This window comes from Fervidobacterium pennivorans DSM 9078, from assembly GCF_000235405.2.
GTDB lineage: Bacteria > Thermotogota > Thermotogae > Thermotogales > Fervidobacteriaceae > Fervidobacterium > Fervidobacterium pennivorans.
Genome location: NC_017095.1, coordinates 555,177 through 571,173 on the forward strand (window position 1 = coordinate 555,177; position 15,997 = coordinate 571,173).

17 protein-coding genes are annotated in these 15,997 nt (G+C 38.0%); 12 read left to right on the forward strand and 5 right to left on the reverse strand.

What is annotated here, in order from left to right; translation table 11 throughout:
* The first annotated feature begins 10 nt into the window (after positions 1–10).
* Positions 11–367, forward strand: a complete 357-nt coding sequence (locus tag FERPE_RS02570; protein ID WP_014451124.1) for a class II SORL domain-containing protein — start codon at positions 11–13, stop codon at positions 365–367.
* 60 nt (positions 368–427) lie between these two features.
* Here FERPE_RS02570 and FERPE_RS02575 read toward each other — a convergent pair whose 3' ends face one another.
* The 3 genes from FERPE_RS02575 to FERPE_RS02585 are packed head-to-tail and all read right to left on the reverse strand — an operon-like array spanning position 428 to position 2,719.
* Complete coding sequence (locus FERPE_RS02575; protein WP_014451125.1) at positions 428–1,117, reverse strand: DUF554 domain-containing protein; 690 nt, start codon at positions 1,115–1,117, stop codon at positions 428–430.
* Positions 1,118–1,154: 37 nt separating this feature from the next.
* Entirely contained in the window at positions 1,155–1,568 is a 414-nt protein-coding gene (locus tag FERPE_RS02580) for a hypothetical protein (RefSeq protein ID WP_014451126.1), read from the reverse strand.
* A gap of 29 nt (positions 1,569–1,597) precedes the next feature.
* On the reverse strand, positions 1,598–2,719 hold the full coding sequence (locus FERPE_RS02585; RefSeq protein WP_014451127.1) for an NAD(P)-dependent malic enzyme: 1,122 nt from the start codon (positions 2,717–2,719) through the stop codon (positions 1,598–1,600).
* Positions 2,720–2,921: 202 nt separating this feature from the next.
* Here FERPE_RS02585 and FERPE_RS02590 point away from each other — a divergent pair, with 202 nt between their 5' ends.
* From FERPE_RS02590 to FERPE_RS02630, 9 genes are all read left to right on the forward strand, one after another.
* Positions 2,922–5,543 (forward strand): EAL domain-containing protein, encoded by a 2,622-nt coding sequence (locus tag FERPE_RS02590; protein WP_041262780.1) that lies wholly within the window; start codon positions 2,922–2,924, stop codon positions 5,541–5,543.
* A 70-nt stretch (positions 5,544–5,613) separates the two neighbouring features.
* Positions 5,614–6,399, forward strand: a complete 786-nt coding sequence (locus tag FERPE_RS02595; protein WP_372589436.1) for a 2-phosphosulfolactate phosphatase — start codon at positions 5,614–5,616, stop codon at positions 6,397–6,399.
* The gene (locus FERPE_RS02600; RefSeq protein WP_014451130.1) at positions 6,383–7,117 is read left to right on the forward strand and encodes an ATP-binding cassette domain-containing protein; all 735 of its coding nucleotides are present in this window, start codon (positions 6,383–6,385) and stop codon (positions 7,115–7,117) included. The genes FERPE_RS02595 and FERPE_RS02600 overlap by 17 nt, the downstream gene beginning before the upstream one ends.
* Positions 7,118–7,129: 12 nt before the next feature.
* Entirely contained in the window at positions 7,130–8,077 is a 948-nt protein-coding gene (locus FERPE_RS02605) for a SufB/SufD family protein (protein ID WP_014451131.1), read from the forward strand.
* A 26-nt stretch (positions 8,078–8,103) separates the two neighbouring features.
* Positions 8,104–9,468, forward strand: coding sequence for an ArsB/NhaD family transporter (locus tag FERPE_RS02610; RefSeq protein ID WP_014451132.1), 1,365 nt, complete (start codon positions 8,104–8,106; stop codon positions 9,466–9,468).
* 172 nt (positions 9,469–9,640) lie between these two features.
* A complete protein-coding gene (locus FERPE_RS02615) occupies positions 9,641–10,345 on the forward strand; it encodes a queuosine precursor transporter (RefSeq protein ID WP_014451133.1) in 705 nt (234 codons plus the stop codon).
* A gap of 185 nt (positions 10,346–10,530) precedes the next feature.
* Positions 10,531–11,772: a DUF1576 domain-containing protein gene (locus FERPE_RS02620; protein ID WP_014451134.1), complete on the forward strand. Its 1,242-nt coding sequence runs from the start codon at positions 10,531–10,533 to the stop codon at positions 11,770–11,772.
* A 5-nt stretch (positions 11,773–11,777) separates the two neighbouring features.
* Positions 11,778–12,110, forward strand: coding sequence for a hypothetical protein (locus tag FERPE_RS02625; RefSeq protein ID WP_014451135.1), 333 nt, complete (start codon positions 11,778–11,780; stop codon positions 12,108–12,110).
* 42 nt (positions 12,111–12,152) lie between these two features.
* Complete coding sequence (locus tag FERPE_RS02630) at positions 12,153–12,746, forward strand: cysteine hydrolase family protein (protein WP_014451136.1); 594 nt, start codon at positions 12,153–12,155, stop codon at positions 12,744–12,746.
* A gap of 18 nt (positions 12,747–12,764) precedes the next feature.
* On the opposite strand, the gene FERPE_RS02635 is transcribed toward FERPE_RS02630, so the two are convergent.
* Both FERPE_RS02635 and pgeF read right to left on the reverse strand, forming a co-directional pair.
* Entirely contained in the window at positions 12,765–13,481 is a 717-nt protein-coding gene (locus tag FERPE_RS02635) for an Mpv17/PMP22 family protein (RefSeq protein ID WP_014451137.1), read from the reverse strand.
* Positions 13,482–13,506: 25 nt separating this feature from the next.
* Complete coding sequence (gene pgeF, locus FERPE_RS02640; protein ID WP_014451138.1) at positions 13,507–14,316, reverse strand: peptidoglycan editing factor PgeF; 810 nt, start codon at positions 14,314–14,316, stop codon at positions 13,507–13,509.
* Positions 14,317–14,670: 354 nt separating this feature from the next.
* Between pgeF and atoD the strand changes: the two genes are divergently transcribed.
* Together atoD and FERPE_RS02650 are read left to right on the forward strand one after the other, a co-directional pair.
* Positions 14,671–15,333 carry an acetate CoA-transferase subunit alpha gene (gene atoD, locus FERPE_RS02645; protein ID WP_211204750.1) on the forward strand — a complete coding sequence of 221 codons (663 nt, stop codon included), beginning with the start codon at positions 14,671–14,673 and terminating at the stop codon, positions 15,331–15,333.
* Position 15,334: 1 nt separating this feature from the next.
* Positions 15,335–15,985: a 3-oxoacid CoA-transferase subunit B gene (locus FERPE_RS02650; RefSeq protein ID WP_014451140.1), complete on the forward strand. Its 651-nt coding sequence runs from the start codon at positions 15,335–15,337 to the stop codon at positions 15,983–15,985.
* Positions 15,986–15,997 lie beyond the last annotated feature (12 nt).

Below are 15,997 nucleotides of genomic sequence, written 5' to 3' on the forward strand. Positions count from 1 at the left end.
GGGTTAAAAAATGATAGGTGATTTTGTGAAATCAGGAGATTTTAAAGGTGAAAAGCACGTCCCTGTAATCTGTGCTCCAGACAAGGTCAAGAAAGGCGAATGGTTTGAAGCTGAAGTATCTGTGGGAAAAGAAATTCCGCACCCAAACACAGTTGAACACCATATTGCCTGGATAGAACTTTATGCAATGCCAGAAGGCGCACCATACATATTGAGAATTGGAAGATACGAATTCTCACCAACGCTCGAAGAACCCATCGTCAAAGTCAAAATAAGACTTGAGAAAACATCAAAGCTAATAGCCTTATCCTACTGTAATCTCCACGGTCTTTGGGAAGGTTCCACCGACGTTGTTGTAGAAGAATAAGAATAATAGGTTTCCAATAAGTTAGCTTAAAGCCCCCTGGTCCAGGGGGCTTGTTATATTTCATTGTTTAAAGAGCATTGTTAGAAACGTAAGTATCGGGGAAACCAAAAGTGCCGGTAAGTAATTCCCCACCTTCGTATCTTTTATCTCAAGTATCCTCAGACCTATTCCAAAGACCATCAAACCACCGGCTGCAACAAGGTCATTTAGATACATCGGGTCTGTCAAAAAGGTTAGTAGTCCTGCAAAGAGTGTTATTCCACCTTGGACTACCAACACACTGACAGCGGAGAGCATCACTCCAAGCCCATAGGTTGACGAAAGAACGATAGACGAGACAAAGTCAAGCAGTGACTTTGTGTAAATAAGACTGCCATCACCTTTGAGACCTGCAGTTATGGAACCAACAATTGTCATAGGTCCTACAAGGAACAACAGTGAAGAAGTCACAAATCCAGTTGAAAAATCGCCTTCTTTGATGTTATCTCCAATTGCTTTTAACTTGCCTTCTATATTAAAAAATTCGCCGAACACACCACCCAGAACCATGGAAAACAATACTATTAAAAAATTATTTGCACCTAGAATCATCTTTGAACCTATTCCAATCGTCGATAAACCAACGGCTATAAATAAGACTTTCTTGTATCTTTCCGATATACCTTTCCTAAAGAAGAAACCAATAGAACTACCAAGAACAACGGCAACGGCATTTACAGCTGCTGGTATCAAACCTGTTACGTTTGCCATATTCAAATCCCCCCCTAGTTTTCAAAGGTTATTCATCCTAGAAAGGCAAATAAATTGCAAAATTGATAAAGCTTTTAGGTTTATCAAGTAAGTCTTTTCCGCCAGCTTCAAGAGAAAACGTTACGTAGTTTATACCACTTATTCGAAAGTCGTAACCTACTGACAAAAATAGGTTTAAATTTGACCTGTAAGGTAGATAAAAACCAGGCGATACATATAACCCTTGTGTCTGTTTGGAAGATAATCTAAGACCAAATGATACATAGTTAACTCCTAAGTCGGCGAAAATATAAGAATAAGAATCATTCGACATCCTTAACTCGATTCCGACAAAATTCTCAACGTTTAGAAACACAAAGACTTTCGAAACAGCGGTGTTTCCGAATGTACTAGAAGAAAAAGGCAGAAGCATAATGACGAGTAAAGTAAACAATAACCCCATTTGTTTCACAGTACCTTCACCTCCGTTTAACTGTTTATTTATTCAAAACTTTCGATTAAGGCGTTATATAATGCATTGTGTAATCGCTTGTCTGTCGCCTTTGGAAGAATCATATATCTATCTGGTTCAACCATTTTTGCGATTACTTGCGCGGCTTTCATAAGTATTGAAAGTGTTATTTTTCTTTGCTTTTCGACAGCAGCACGCATGATTCCTGGGAATGCCAGTAAGTTATTTACTTGGTTTGGATAATCGGACCGACCTGTCGCAACTATAAATGCCCCATTTTCATAAGCGACTTCAGGTGCTATTTCGGGTGTTGGATTAGCAAGAGCAAATATTATAGGCTTCCGTGCCATTCGCTTAATATCCTCACCTGTCAAGATATTGCCCTTTGAAACTCCGATGAAGGCATCAGCTTCCTTCAAACACTCTCTAAGAGTTGCAGAACTGTTGCTTGGATTTGTAAGTCTTGCAATTTCCAAATGGTATTTATGAAGTGATGTCTTTTCGTTCAATAAACCGTTGATATCACAAGCAAAAATATTCTTTGCTCCAAATTCGAGAAGAAGTTTTACTATATTGTAGCCAGCAGCACCTATACCGTTTACTACAATTTTCACATCTGATATTCTTTTATCTGCCAATTTCAAAGCATTTAACAACCCAGCTACCACAACGACGGCTGTTCCTTGTTGGTCATCGTGAAATATGGGAATAGTCACTTCCCTATCGAGGCGGTTTAATATATCAAAACATCTTGGAGCAGATATGTCTTCTAAATTTATTCCTCCAAAAGAAGGTTCAAGAGCCTTTACAATGTTTACTATTTCCTCTACATTTTGAGTGCCAAGACATATTGGAAACGCATCCAAATTTCCGAATTCTTTAAAAAGCATAGCTTTTCCTTCCATAACTGGTAAAGCACCGTAAGGACCTATGTTGCCAAGACCAAGGACCGCACTCCCATCACTTACAACCGCTATTGTATGTTTGCGTCTTGTATATATAAAGCAATGTTCTGGGTTTTTTGCACATTCGAGTGCAACCTCCGCTACTCCAGGTGTGTAGAGATATTTTAAGTTATCTTCAGTAACTTCCAAGGGTGTGGTTATCCTGTATTTTCCTTGTAAAAGCTTGTGAATATCTAAAGGTCCCACTTGTCATGCACCTCCTGCTATATGACCAAAAAGCAAATCAAGGATGATTCTCTGTTTTTATTCTATTTTTGTACTTTTTCCCGTTCTTTTTCCCAATAATTCGTTCTTTTTCCCAATAATTATGATATGATATAATTACCTTTAGAACTGGTTCCAAGTGGTGTATTACCGATTTTCAAAAGAGGTGATATATATTCTCTTAGTGTTGAACAAACTTTTGGCGTTGTCTGGGTTGCTGGTGTCCGTCGTTAACTTCGCATATGTATTAGATAGAAGAGTTTACAAAGTGTCTAAAGCTGCTATTTATGTAGCTGTACAGGTTTTACTGTTCGGTGGCATAGAGTTTTTCAAGTACGATGTGCCTAATATACTTTTTCTAGAAAGGTTTCAAGACATACTTTTACTATATATTCCAGTCGCTATCTTGTCTTTCAGCTTGGACTTGTCAGGTATTCAGAAATCTAAGCGAATGACTTTACCTGTATACTCTGTACCGACTTTTTACCTAATTTTAGCATCTACTAACAAATTTCACAAGTTGTTTTGGGTGAGTGAGATAAGAACCGAATTTTACGGTTCAGAGAAAATGCGCCCATATGGTGGGTTCATTCCCTGGACGTATTTTATTTTTTCAGTCGTTTTACTCGCGCTCGCTTTTATTTATATAGTCAATAGTAGGAAACTCGACTTGAGAACGAAGTACCTTGCAGGTTTGACTTTTGCCTTTGGAACACTTGGATCGGTTACAGCATATCTTCTGAATTTCAACTATACTTTTCTTTCTTTCATATTGTCACATACAACAATGTTCCTGGACCTTTTAGCTGTAAATTATGTGTGGAGGAAGCTATTACTTTCTGCACGATACAGTGCATACGAACACGCTGAAGAGGGATATATCGTGATTGATAAACGTAGTGAACGTGTTATTGATATTAATGAAAAGGCGGCTCACCTCTTGAATTTGGATAGAAAAGCTATAGTTGGGAGAAAAGATGAGAACGTACAAGCTTTAATTGAAAGGAGCGGAGAAATAGTCTTTGAAGCGAACAAATATCTGAAGATTTCTACCATCGAAGATGAGAAGAACGGAACGTTGCTTGTTGTTGTAAAAGACGTAACAGCAGAAATCATTTCTAAAAAAGATATTGAAAAAGTGCAAAGTCATTTCAAAACTCTTTTCGAGAATATTCCTGATGGAGCTGTGATTTTAGATGAAAAAGGAAAGGTAATTGAATGTAACAAGCAATTTTTATCGATGTTTGGGTATACGAAAGAAGAGGTATTGGGGAAAAATATAGGTGACTTGATAGCGCCAGATGATTTGAAAAATGAACCAGAAAAACTTCAGAAATTAGCTATCGAACAAAAAGCATCAAGGGTTGAAACAATCAGGAAAAGAAAAGATGGTTCATTAATCGAGGTTAGAGTTACCGTATCCACTATGGAAACGGGGGAAGAAACATTTATGCAGGCGGTGTATACAGACTTAAAAGCAGAAAGAGAAGCGATGAACAGGGTTAGGAACATTTTACAAAAAGACACACTTACAGGACTTTACACAAGGCAGTATTTCATAAGAAAACTGAGTTCCGTAATCGAATTTTCTTCCACAAATGACTACAATGCGGTTATTGCAATTAATATTAGAGGATTCTCGTTGTTTAACAGTACCAGAGGACATAATTTCGGTGATGATTTGCTAAGAGAAATTTCAAGGAGGTTGAAGAGCGTACTTCGCGAAGGCGATACCATAGCTAGGCCCTACGCAGATGAATTTTGGATTTTGCTTGAAAAAGTTGGGAAAGACTACAGACAAGCTAAAGTAACAGTGGCAAACATCGTTGGGAAACTTGAATCAGAACTTAGGAAGTTCTACAACATCAATGGAGAAATTTTGGACATAAGATTCTCAACCGGTATATACATCTTTACTTCAATGGATTCCCCGGAGGACGTGTTAAGAAAACTCAACTTAGCACTTGCACGTGCGAAAACATCGACTGATGGTGTGGTTTACTACAGTGCCCTTATTGATAATGAGCTCCAAGAATTAGCTGCCAGAGAAAGGGAACTGAAAGAAGCTGTCTACAACGGAGAATTAAAGATTTTCTTACAACCTATATGTAATTCATATTCGGAAGTGGTTGGAGCTGAAGCCTTATTGCGCTGGGTAAAGAAGGATGGTTCCGTAGTTCCGCCAATGGACTTTATAAGAGTTATAGAGGAAAATGGGATGATAATAACTGTTGGCGAAGAAGTACTAAGACAAGTGTGTGAATTCATACTTGATAACGATACTTCTATAGGTTTTATCGATGTGAATGTGAGTCCTGTACAGCTGAGATATCCAAATATGGCTGACCGCTTTATCGACATTATTTCAGCTCATAAAATTGATCCAAGAAAAATAGTAATTGAGTTCACAGAGAACATTCTTATAGAGATGAATCAAATAGTTAAGGACAACATAGAAAAACTGTTGAATTTTGGTTGCCAGCTTTGTATAGATGACTTTGGAACAGGATATTCATCGCTTTCTTACTTAACACTTTTACCGTTGAATAAAATAAAAATAGACAGGTCTTTTGTATCGCGAATACCAGAGGACTCGCGGTCAGTAAAATTACTTGAAGCGATTTTTAATATTGCACGGTCATTTAATTTGGATGCAATACCAGAAGGTGTGGAGAACGAAAAACAGCTAGAAGTGTTATCAATGATTGGTTACAGGCTATTCCAGGATTATTACTTTGGGAAGCCAATGCCTGTTGAAGATTTCGCCAAGATTTTACGTGAAAGGTCGAAGTTTACGAAAAGTTAATTTTTTAGATTAATTGATACAAAGCATTTTTCACTTAATCTCACCTCAGAGGAGTATAATTATCTCTGAGGTGATTTTTTTGATATATACAATTCTAAGTTCCAGAGAAGCTCAAGAATGGATAACTGAGCAGCGTAAGTTGTGTGTCAAACAATTCAACGTTTCCGTTGTTATTGATGTGCTGCGCGCAACATCTACTGTAATTACAGCACTGTCAAATGGTGCAAGAAGTGTTATACCGGTTTCAAACATTGAAGAAGCTCTGGAGTTGAAACATCGGCATCCAGAATATATAATTGCTGGCGAACGCGGTGGACAAAGAATAGAAGGCTTTCAACTTGGAAACTCACCTACAGAGTACGCTGAGGCAGTTGTTAGGGATAAAACCATTGTTCTTACCACAAGTAATGGAACAAACGCTATAATCCATGCCTCGAATTTGGCTGAGAGAGTTTTGATAGCATCTTTTCTAAATTTAACTACTGTTGTGCACGAATTAGCCGGTTATGATTCTTCAACAAACATTGCTATCGTTTGCGCAGGCAACAACGGTGAGATTTCTTACGAAGATACACAAGTTGCAGGAGCGATTATCTCAAAACTTACCAAGAACCGTGCTCATTATTTATCTGACAGTTCTAAAATAGCAATGAAACTATGGCATGCTCTTAAAAAACCGAATTTCTCAGGTGAACACGCAAAAAAACTTTCTCAGTTAGGTTTTGACAAAGATTTAGAATTCTGCCAAAAGGTGGATTACATACCGATTTTAGCCGAACTAAGGGATGGTAAAATAATTAAGGTGGAATATAACAGAAAATTCAAACGAGGTGAAAAAGATGTTAGAGCTGGTTGAGGTATCATACAAAACAAATGAGAAAGAGATATTGAGTAATGTGAGTATGAAGTTCCTACCTGGATACAAATATGCTGTAATAGGGACTAACGGTGCAGGTAAGAGTACTATTGGGTACGTTATAATGGGGCTGAGTTCGTACAAGCCTTACAAAGGAAAGATTTTACTTAATGGAAAGGATATTACAGACTTGCCAGTAACAGAGAGGGCAAAGCTTGGAATTACATTAATGTGGCAAGAACCCGCAAGATTCGAAGGAATGACTATCGAAAACTACTTGACGCTCGGAGGGAAATTGTCGGTTCAAAAAAGTGAAGTAGCTGAAGCTATGGAGTTTGTAGGTCTCAATCCAAATCTTTACTTGAAGAGATTTGTTGATAAAACTCTCAGTGGAGGGGAAAGGAAACGCGTAGAACTTGCTTCCATAATTCTACTAAAACCAAAGTACGCGATTCTTGACGAGCCGGATTCGGGTATTGATTTGATGAGTTTGAGCATAATTAACGATGTCGTCAACTACATTGCTCAATACGGTGGGACTCCAATAATTATAACCCATAGAGAGGAAATGGCCTATAACACGGATTATGGATACCTAATTTGTGCAGGAAAGGTGCTTATGCATGGTAAAACAGAGGATGTTCTGAATGCATTTCGTAACACCTGCGAAACATGTGCTCATCCGAATATTCCTGAAATTAACGAACTTAGAAAGTAAGGGGATGAAATTATGGACGTAAAAAGAGAATTTGAAGCCATTGTAAAGACTGCGGAAAAACTTGGAACTGATGCATCTAATTTTATGGATAAGCGTATTGCTTCAATCATAATTAGTGGCAATAGAGTTATAGGTCTAAACAATGTTCCAGGTTTGAAGCTAGTTCCGACAACGTTGGAGAATGGCGTACAAGTTGATATGGAAATCGAGGAGAACACTCAAATTCCTTTTCCTGTACATGTGTGCACAGGTTATCTAGAGAAGAAAGGATATCAACGTGTTATATTCAATATCAGGGTAAAAAGGAACGCCAAAGTCAAATTCACTGCACACTGCGTTTTCCCCCAAGCTGAAGAATTTACACACGAGGCAACGTCTAACGTTATTGTTGAAGACGGAGCTGTTATGGAATACAACGATGAACATTACCATAGCGATGCGGGGACGATAACGTTGAAAACGATAACAAATGCGGTAGTCGAAAATGGAGGAGTTTATAGAAACACATTTCATCTCACAAAAACCAGGGTTGGCAAGCTGGAAGTAAAGATGAACCTCACTTTGAAGGACAATGCTGTAGGTGAACTTGTCAGTAAGGTAAAAGCTTCGAAGAACGATGAGGTTGATATAAATGAAACAATTCATCTCGATGGTGAAAAGGCAAGAGGACTCGCTAAAACGGTCGTTGTTGGACTTGATGAAAGTAAGGTTAATGTTTTGAACGAGGCATATGGAAATGCACCTTATTCAAGAGCTCATATCTCGTGTGAGGAAATCACAAAAGGAGAAAAAGTCGTAGTAGCGACCACACCTATTTTGAAAATCACAAACGACCTTGCAGAGTTAACCCACGAAGCCTCCATAGGACGTGTGAGTGAAAAGCAATTAGAAACTCTCATGGCTAAAGGATTAACAGAAGAAGAGGCAACCGAATTGATAATCAAAGGGCTTCTTATGTAGCTTTTCCTCTGCAACAGGTGGTCTGAATGATAGCTACGATTATCACTATCCACTTGTTCTTTGCTACCGTTTATCTTGTTATTAAAGAACCGGAAGTTGTGGTAAAAAACAAAAAAGTTGTATTAGACTATGCTAGGGTTTCTTTGGGCGTGCTTGGATTGTTGCTGGCTTCAGGGATAGCGTCTCTTACAACGATAAAATCTGCTATAATGCCTCAAATGAATATAGTTCCCTGGCAGATACTTATCATTTTCTTTGGCTCTGCTTACATATGTGGTTCCCTTGATGCCTCAGGTGTGCTTAAGCTCATCGCTTATAAATTTGCGAGCGTTTCAAAGAATGGAAAAAGGTTGTTCATAAATCTTGTTCTTCTTGCAGGTATCCTTACCGTATTCACGTCAAATGACATCGTAACCTTGACACTGACACCTATCATAGTTTATATAAGCCAGTATACAAATATAAACCCTATGCCTTATTTGATAGCTGTTTTCTTTGCTTCGAATACTTGGAGTATGTTTTTTTACATAGGAAACCCAACTAATGTTGTGGTTGCACAAGCCTATTCGCTTAACTTTATGGAATATGCAAAGCTGATGTTCTTTCCAACAATTGTGGCTATACTCACTTCATTTTTCGGTTTTTATTTCAAGTATAGAAACATTTTACCAGGAAAGCTGAATATTGCATTCATTCGCGAAAATAGTAGGGTAGAACTTCAAAGTTTCATTAAAGACACGAAATACACTTTTCTATCGACTGGCTTTTTTGTATTATTCTTTATCACCATAGCCATTGGAGATTTGATAGGTCTGCAACTTTGGAAATCAATTTTGCTATTTTCTGGTATATATCTTCTGCTGAATACTGCTTTTTCAGATGTGCTTTCTGAAAGAGATGAAATCGTTGTTGAAATTGGAGGATTCGAGTATAATCTCACATTTTTGTTTGACACGGTGAAAAGAGTTCCATGGAAGATGTTGCCACTGGTGCTGACTTTCTTTGTGTTTGTTCATATTTTTACCCGGTTTGGCATAACAAGGTACGTTGGTTCACTCTTTAACTTTCAAAACGAGTTAATTGCAACGATTATCACAACCTTTACTACGGCTTTTGCTGCAAACGTTATGATAAACCAACCTATGACAATATTCTTTGCTCAAGCGTTTTATAAAAAGCCGATAAACTACGCAATGAGCTTAATTGTAGGTTCGAACATCGGTGGAAACATAACATTGATAGGTGCTTTAGCAGGTGTTATGTGGTCCAGAATACTAAAATTTTATGGAATAGAAATGAACAACAAAATATTTGTCAGGGAAACATTTTTTGTCGCCCTGTTAGTTTTATTTACCACTAGCATAGCGATTTATATGGTGTATATGCTATAATGTCACCGCTGGCTCTAGTATTACGGAAATGAACAATGATTGTCGTACCAAAGAAAGGAGAGTTAAAGAGAATTATAAAAATCTATAACACCTTAAGCGAAGCGTTGGGAGAGGAATAGTGACTTAGTGTTTCTTAAAAAATTCAACAGAAAAGTTTAAAGGAGGTTTGGTTATGTTTAACTTTTTTGTGTTATTCTTAGAATACATACTTTCGGCCATGATAATTTTGTTGGCACTGAGGTTTATGAAAAAAGAAGGTGCTTACGTAGCACTTGCTACTCTTATTATTGCATCCAACCTCGGTGTTGCAAAACTCTTCAAATTGTTTGGAATTGAAATGACGGCGGCAAACATGAGTATGGGTATGGCGTTTGTTATTTATTCTATTTTGACAGAAGTATATGGCAAAGAAGAAGGAAAAAAAGCTGTTTGGACCGGTTTCTTTGCACAACTTGCTTTTGTTTTGCTTGGTTTGGTTTACACAAGTTATCTTCCTTCGCAAAATGATTTTGCTCAGAGTTACTTATCACAAGTTTTTGCGGTAACTCCTAGGATAGCATTTGCAAGCTGGACAGCATTCATACTTTCTGGTTATACAGCGGTATGGATACATCACACGCTTAAAGGAAGAACGAAGTTGTGGCTGAGAAACAACGTTGCAACAAAAATAGGACAGATTGTTGATAACCTGATATTTGTAACTATTGCATTCCTAGGTATTGTGGACTTTAAGACATATCTCCAGATATTTATCACAACAAGTATCGTTGAATTCGCATTAGATTATGCAGATACATGGGTTGTATACCTCGGAGTTGGTTTTCTGAAGGATGAGGGGCACGATGGAAATTTTAAAATAGCAGAAGCTAGGGATTAAATTTTTCAACCAAATCGGTATAAAAAATCTTAGCTTCTTGCAAACAGGGGAGAAAGTTCCCCTGTTTTTTATCGTTACTTGGGTTCAGTCAATCAATTGCTTAAGAGTAATTCGTCGAAAATTATACAGCTTATGATACAATTTATTCTGATATACATCTGACCTTTTAAAAAGGAGGGTGCCTTGTGATTTATAAATTCCTGTTCTTTATGTCAGTTTTTTTCATAGCATTTGGATTAGTTATTGGTAACGTCAGCATACCATCACAAATTGCCACAATCATCAAATCGCCTGATTACTTGATAACGGATTATGTAGAAATTGCTGGAGTTGGTGGAGCATTCTTTAACAGCGGTTTACTTATGCTTTTATTTACATTGCTTCTCAAATTACTAAGGGTTGATCCTACTGGTGTTTCAATTGCTGCTATTATGACAATTGGTGGTTTTGCCCTATTTGGAAAAAATTTATTCAACGTTTGGCCAATAGTAACTGGTGTTTTTCTCTATACGTTAATGGTAGGCGAAAATCTCAGGACGTATCTATATGTGGCATTTTTTGGAACCGCACTGGCTCCAATAACCACTCATCTGGTATTTGGTAACGAATTTAACATATTAGGGATTGTGATAGTTTTGTTTATAGGTTTTTTTCTACCACCTATTGCAAGCTTTGCGTTAACACTTCACAAAGGGTACAATTTGTATAACGTTGGTTTCACGGCAGGATTTCTAGGAATGTTCATAGGTGCACTTTTGAGAGCATATGATCTTCACCCGGAACCAAGGTTGATATGGCATGAAAGAAATCAACTTTTATTAGCTCTTTTCTTATTTTCTTTGTTCTTTACCATTTTTCTTTTTGGATTCAAGTTGAACGGTTGGAAATTAACCAGTTACAAAAACATACTCAAGTACTCAGGAAAACTTCTAACTGATTTTGTGTTGCTGGAGAACGAAGCAGTAACTCTTATGAATGTCGGAATTCTTGGATTGTGTGGCACCATTTATGTTCTCGCAGTAGGTTCAAAGCTCAATGGTCCCACGATAGGTGGTATTATGACACTTGCTGGTTTTGGAGCTCTTGGAAAACATCCCAAAAATGTTTTGCCTGTGGCAGTAGGAGTTATTATAGGAGCTCTAACGAATTCGCAACCTTTTAATAGCCCGGCTATGGTTCTAGCTGTTCTGTTTGGAACTACTCTTGCACCGATTGCTGGAGAGTTCGGCTTTTTGTGGGGAGTTGTCGCAGGTTACTTGCATAGCGCTTTGGTTATCAATGTTGGTAGTCTACATTTCGGAATGAATCTATATAATAATGGCTTTTCTGGAGGGTTCGTTGCCATGTTCCTATTACCTATAATAGAGGCTTTTAGGAATATGAGAAATATATTTTTGGAACGAACGAAAGGAAAAAATGAGGAGTGATAAGCATGGAATTTGAAAAATTGATAGTGTCTGTTGTTAACGAAATGACCTACTACCTTTTAAAAAACGGTGCCCATGTTGTTTCCACAGAAATTGTAACTTTGGAAAGAAGTTTTTACATAGTGTTAGAAGCTCGAATGAATGTCAAAGATGAAATGTTAACTGAATTAAGGAAAATTTCCAAAATAAAAGACCATCCAGAACTGCGTTATTATTCAGCACTTGCGACAAGTGTAGGAAATTTGCAAGATATATTCATCATTGCTCCGAATATGAAAAAGTTTGAAGTTTTTGAAGATGACAACGGTATAAAAATAGAGATATTTGTTGAACGGTAAATTAAAAGTAAAGACTGCTTGAGAGGAGTGTCAGATTCTCTTATGTTCTACCTTGAAAGGATGCGCCATCCCCTAAAGATTTCAAAACCTGCGATTTTGGTTATTGATGTTCAAGAATACTTTTTTTCTGAGTCTTCACCAGCCTTTCTCAGAGGTAGTGAGAGAGTAAAAGAGAATATTCGCACATTTCTTAAACAAATTCGCCAGTTGTCGGAAGAACTTTCTGTGAGTACACCTGTTATAGCAACCATACATAAAGGTGGAAGCGAAAATATGAAGCGATGGTGGGGGAACGCTGTGGAAGACGTATGGGCTAAACTTGCAATAGAGCAGGAGCTGGTTGACGTTGTAATTTACAAAGATACCTACGATGCGTTTTACATGACAGAACTTGGGGATATTCTCAAGGCAGAATCAGTTGATCAGCTCATTATCACCGGTGTTATGACCCATCTTTGTTGTGAAACAACAGCACGTTCCGGATTTATTAAGGGATACGAAATTGTAATGGTCGAAGATTGTTTGTGGGACAAAGACGAGTGGTACCATTACGCATCATTGAAAAACCTGGCTCATGGATTCGTTGTTGTCTCCACAAGCCAGGAGGTTATTGAACGACTTAAACTTATCAAATAATTTTTCAACAGGGATTTCTTATTTAACTTCTGCAAGTTTAACTGAACGTTTCTTAAAGGAAAGCAAAATGCCAAGGAACACAGAAAGCAAAGCAGCAACTAAAACCCTGTAGTTGGAAGGTAGTAAGAATGTCACTGTGTGAGCTGGGATCCAGAAGAACGGGATAGTTTTCCCAAGCACAAACTTCACAAAAAACCTCCAATCAATAGCATTTAGAACATCATCGAATTTTGTGGTGAATATTTTCTTCAAATTGCCGTTGCCAAGGTCTATGTACGCATCTGTGATTCTGTGAAATGCCATGAATGTAGGAGCAAAGATTAGATTCATAAGAACGCTCGTATAAAAAGCTTGAAAGAAAGTTCTTGCATTGTTGGTATAAGGAAGCAATTGCTTTTCCAGTAGTGCTTTTGTTCCTGAGAAGAAAAGTTCAAAGACAGTAACAAACACTACGCCCAAAAACCCCCATACGATAAACCTATAAATTACACCCACCGGTGTTGAGTACTTTCCTTTCGATATTCTTAACGATAAAATCTCGCCGAATGTAGCTAAAATCCCAACTTTCAAAAAACCCAAGATGTAAGGATGTGATGAGTTCAAATTTACGTATATAGTTCTTGTCTTATCGTTTAACAAAAGGATCGCAAGTATCACGAAAAATAAAATTGTCAAAGTATCACCAAAAAGCAGTCTCGGACTTTTTTCCTGAGCACTTCTAATGGTATGCTTCATCATTTTTGAGCCTCCTTAAAATTAATTACTCAGCTAACCCAACAACGGCAGCAAATCGCTTTTTTGTCTTTTCTCTTCGGTAAGAATAGAAAAACTCCGTATGTTTGTATGTATCCACGTTCGAGAATTCTATCCTGAAAACCCCTACAGAATTTAATGTTAACTGAACTGCTTTCCACAGGTCCACATATATCTTTTCTTCAACTTCTTTGACAACCTCTCTTCCAAACTTCATTAAAAATTCGGTAGCCACTTCTGGCCCAACTTCAAAACTATTTGGACCAATTGATGGACCAATAGACACAAAAATTTCTGAGGGTTCACTACCAAATTCTTCATTCATTCTTAATATCATCTCTTTTGCAATTTCCAATAAAGTACCTCTCCAACCAGAGTGTGCAACCCCTACAACTCGTTTTACTGGGTCGTATGCAATGATAGGCATACAATCAGCGTATGTGGTGACAAGAAAAAGCCCTTTCTCATTCGTTATCAATCCATCAACTTCTCGAAGTTTTCTATTCCAGTATGGTTTTCCTATGTCTTCACTTGTCACAACCTTGACGTTTTTGCTATGGACTTGGTGTGAAAATACACATCTTTCAGGATTGATTTTCACCTTTTTTGCAAAGAACTCAAAATGCTTTGGAAAATCCTCACAGCTGATAGCCAAGTTCAGCTCAGAAAAAGCGTTATGTTCTTCATTGCGCGTAATTTTTCTGGTAGTTACATAATGTACAAGTTCAGGAAACTGGCTGAGTAATGGAGATTGAGAAACCCAAACACCATCAATTTCTTTCAATAAATAATTGCCAATGTGCTTTATTTTATCCATTTTCTCACCTCTTCTAATTGCACATTTTTTTACATGCAGGCCCAATTACTGAGCTACCTTCTTTCAATATTAATTATAGCATATATAGCATATGCTGCTGTGATGACTCGCTCTTTTCCTAACTTCTGCTTTTTTTGATAGCCACCGTTACAAACAGTACCTTAAACCTCTGCTAAGTTGAAACCGATTTTTCCTAAGCGTTTACAACTACTCTTTTTCTTCCTTTCCTTTGGAAATCTCTTTCTTCCTTGAGTATGCATTAGAAATTTCTAGTTTCCAACGTTAGAAAGAGCTTCTTATAAATGATATACTGAATATTGGGAAAATTAGCACCTAGTGTTTTGGAAGGGGGGAGTGAACTTGAAGGTAATATCCTTTGACGAAGCTGTTGAGTTTGTTAAACCTGGTAACACTGTTATGATTGGAGGATTCCTAGGAGTAGGCACTCCAGAAGGGATAATAGACAAAATCGTCGAAAAAGGTATTGGAAATCTCACAGTAATAGCCAACGATACCGCTTTTGAAGACCGCGGAGTTGGAAAACTTGTTAAAAACAAGCTGTGCAAGAAGGTAATAGTCTCACACATAGGAACGAACCCAGAAACGCAGAGGCAAATGATAGCAGGAGAGTTGGAAGTGGAGCTTGTTCCGCAGGGCACTTTGGCAGAACGTATTAGAGCAGGTGGTGCTGGCCTTGGAGGTATACTTACACCTACCGGCGTAGGAACTGTGGTTGAAAATGGCAAGCATGTTATTGAAATTGAAGGGAAGAAATATTTGCTTGAATTGCCCTTAAAAGCCGATATTGCACTAATAAAAGCCAAGAAGTGTGACTATTACGGCAACCTTGTTTACAACTTTACAGCCGAGAATTTCAACCCGCTGATGGCCATGGCTGCTGAAATTGTGATTGTCGAAGTTGAAGAGATCGTGCCCGTCGGAGTCTTGGCACCCAATGAGATAAGAACACCTGGAGTTCTTGTAGATTACGTCGTAGTTTCTCAGGGGGTGAAGTGATATGCCAGTTGACCCAAAAGAAAAGATAGCAAAAAGAGTTGCTCAAGAATTAAAAGAAGGGGACCTTGTAAACCTTGGTATTGGACTCCCAACACTTGTAGCTAATTATATACCAAAAGGCGTGCATATCTTTTTCCAAAGTGAGAATGGAATAATTGGAATGGGACCGGAACCGGAGAAAGGTTTTGAGAATAAAGATTTGACAAATGCAGGAGCAGGGTTTGTTACCGCACAACCAGGAGCAATGACCTTCGATAGTGCATTTTCATTTGCAATGATTCGTGGTGGCCATTTGGATGTAACTGTTCTTGGGGGCCTTCAGGTTGATGAAGAAGGTCACCTTGCAAATTGGATGATACCGGGCAAGATGATACCAGGAATGGGTGGTGCAATGGACTTAGTTACAGGCGCAAAACGAGTTATCGTTGCTATGACCCACACAGCAAAAGGCGAACCAAAAATAGTTAAAAAGTGCACATTACCATTAACTTCCATCCGACGAGTTGACCTCATTGTGACAGAACTTGCCGTTATAAGACCAACCGACGAAGGACTCGTGCTTGAAGAAATAGCCGAAGAAACGACACTTGAAGAAGTACTTAAATTGACAGAAGCGAAATTGATAGTCTCCGAAAAGTTAAAGAAGTTTTAATCCAAGATTTGC

Excerpts from the sequence above, each read along its gene's own strand:
- FERPE_RS02570 (WP_014451124.1), top strand. The coding sequence starts at position 11 with ATGATAGGTGATTTTGTGAAATCAGGAGATTTTAAAGGTGAAAAGCAC.
- FERPE_RS02575 (WP_014451125.1), bottom strand. The coding sequence starts at position 1,117 with ATGGCAAACGTAACAGGTTTGATACCAGCAGCTGTAAATGCCGTTGCC.
- FERPE_RS02600 (WP_014451130.1), top strand. The coding sequence starts at position 6,383 with ATGTTAGAGCTGGTTGAGGTATCATACAAAACAAATGAGAAAGAGATA.
- FERPE_RS02605 (WP_014451131.1), top strand. The coding sequence starts at position 7,130 with ATGGACGTAAAAAGAGAATTTGAAGCCATTGTAAAGACTGCGGAAAAA.
- FERPE_RS02610 (WP_014451132.1), top strand. The coding sequence starts at position 8,104 with ATGATAGCTACGATTATCACTATCCACTTGTTCTTTGCTACCGTTTAT.
- FERPE_RS02615 (WP_014451133.1), top strand. The coding sequence starts at position 9,641 with ATGTTTAACTTTTTTGTGTTATTCTTAGAATACATACTTTCGGCCATG.
- FERPE_RS02625 (WP_014451135.1), top strand. The coding sequence starts at position 11,778 with ATGGAATTTGAAAAATTGATAGTGTCTGTTGTTAACGAAATGACCTAC.
- FERPE_RS02630 (WP_014451136.1), top strand. The coding sequence starts at position 12,153 with ATGTTCTACCTTGAAAGGATGCGCCATCCCCTAAAGATTTCAAAACCT.
- FERPE_RS02635 (WP_014451137.1), bottom strand. The coding sequence starts at position 13,481 with ATGAAGCATACCATTAGAAGTGCTCAGGAAAAAAGTCCGAGACTGCTT.
- pgeF (WP_014451138.1), bottom strand. The coding sequence starts at position 14,316 with ATGGATAAAATAAAGCACATTGGCAATTATTTATTGAAAGAAATTGAT.
- FERPE_RS02650 (WP_014451140.1), top strand. The coding sequence starts at position 15,335 with ATGCCAGTTGACCCAAAAGAAAAGATAGCAAAAAGAGTTGCTCAAGAA.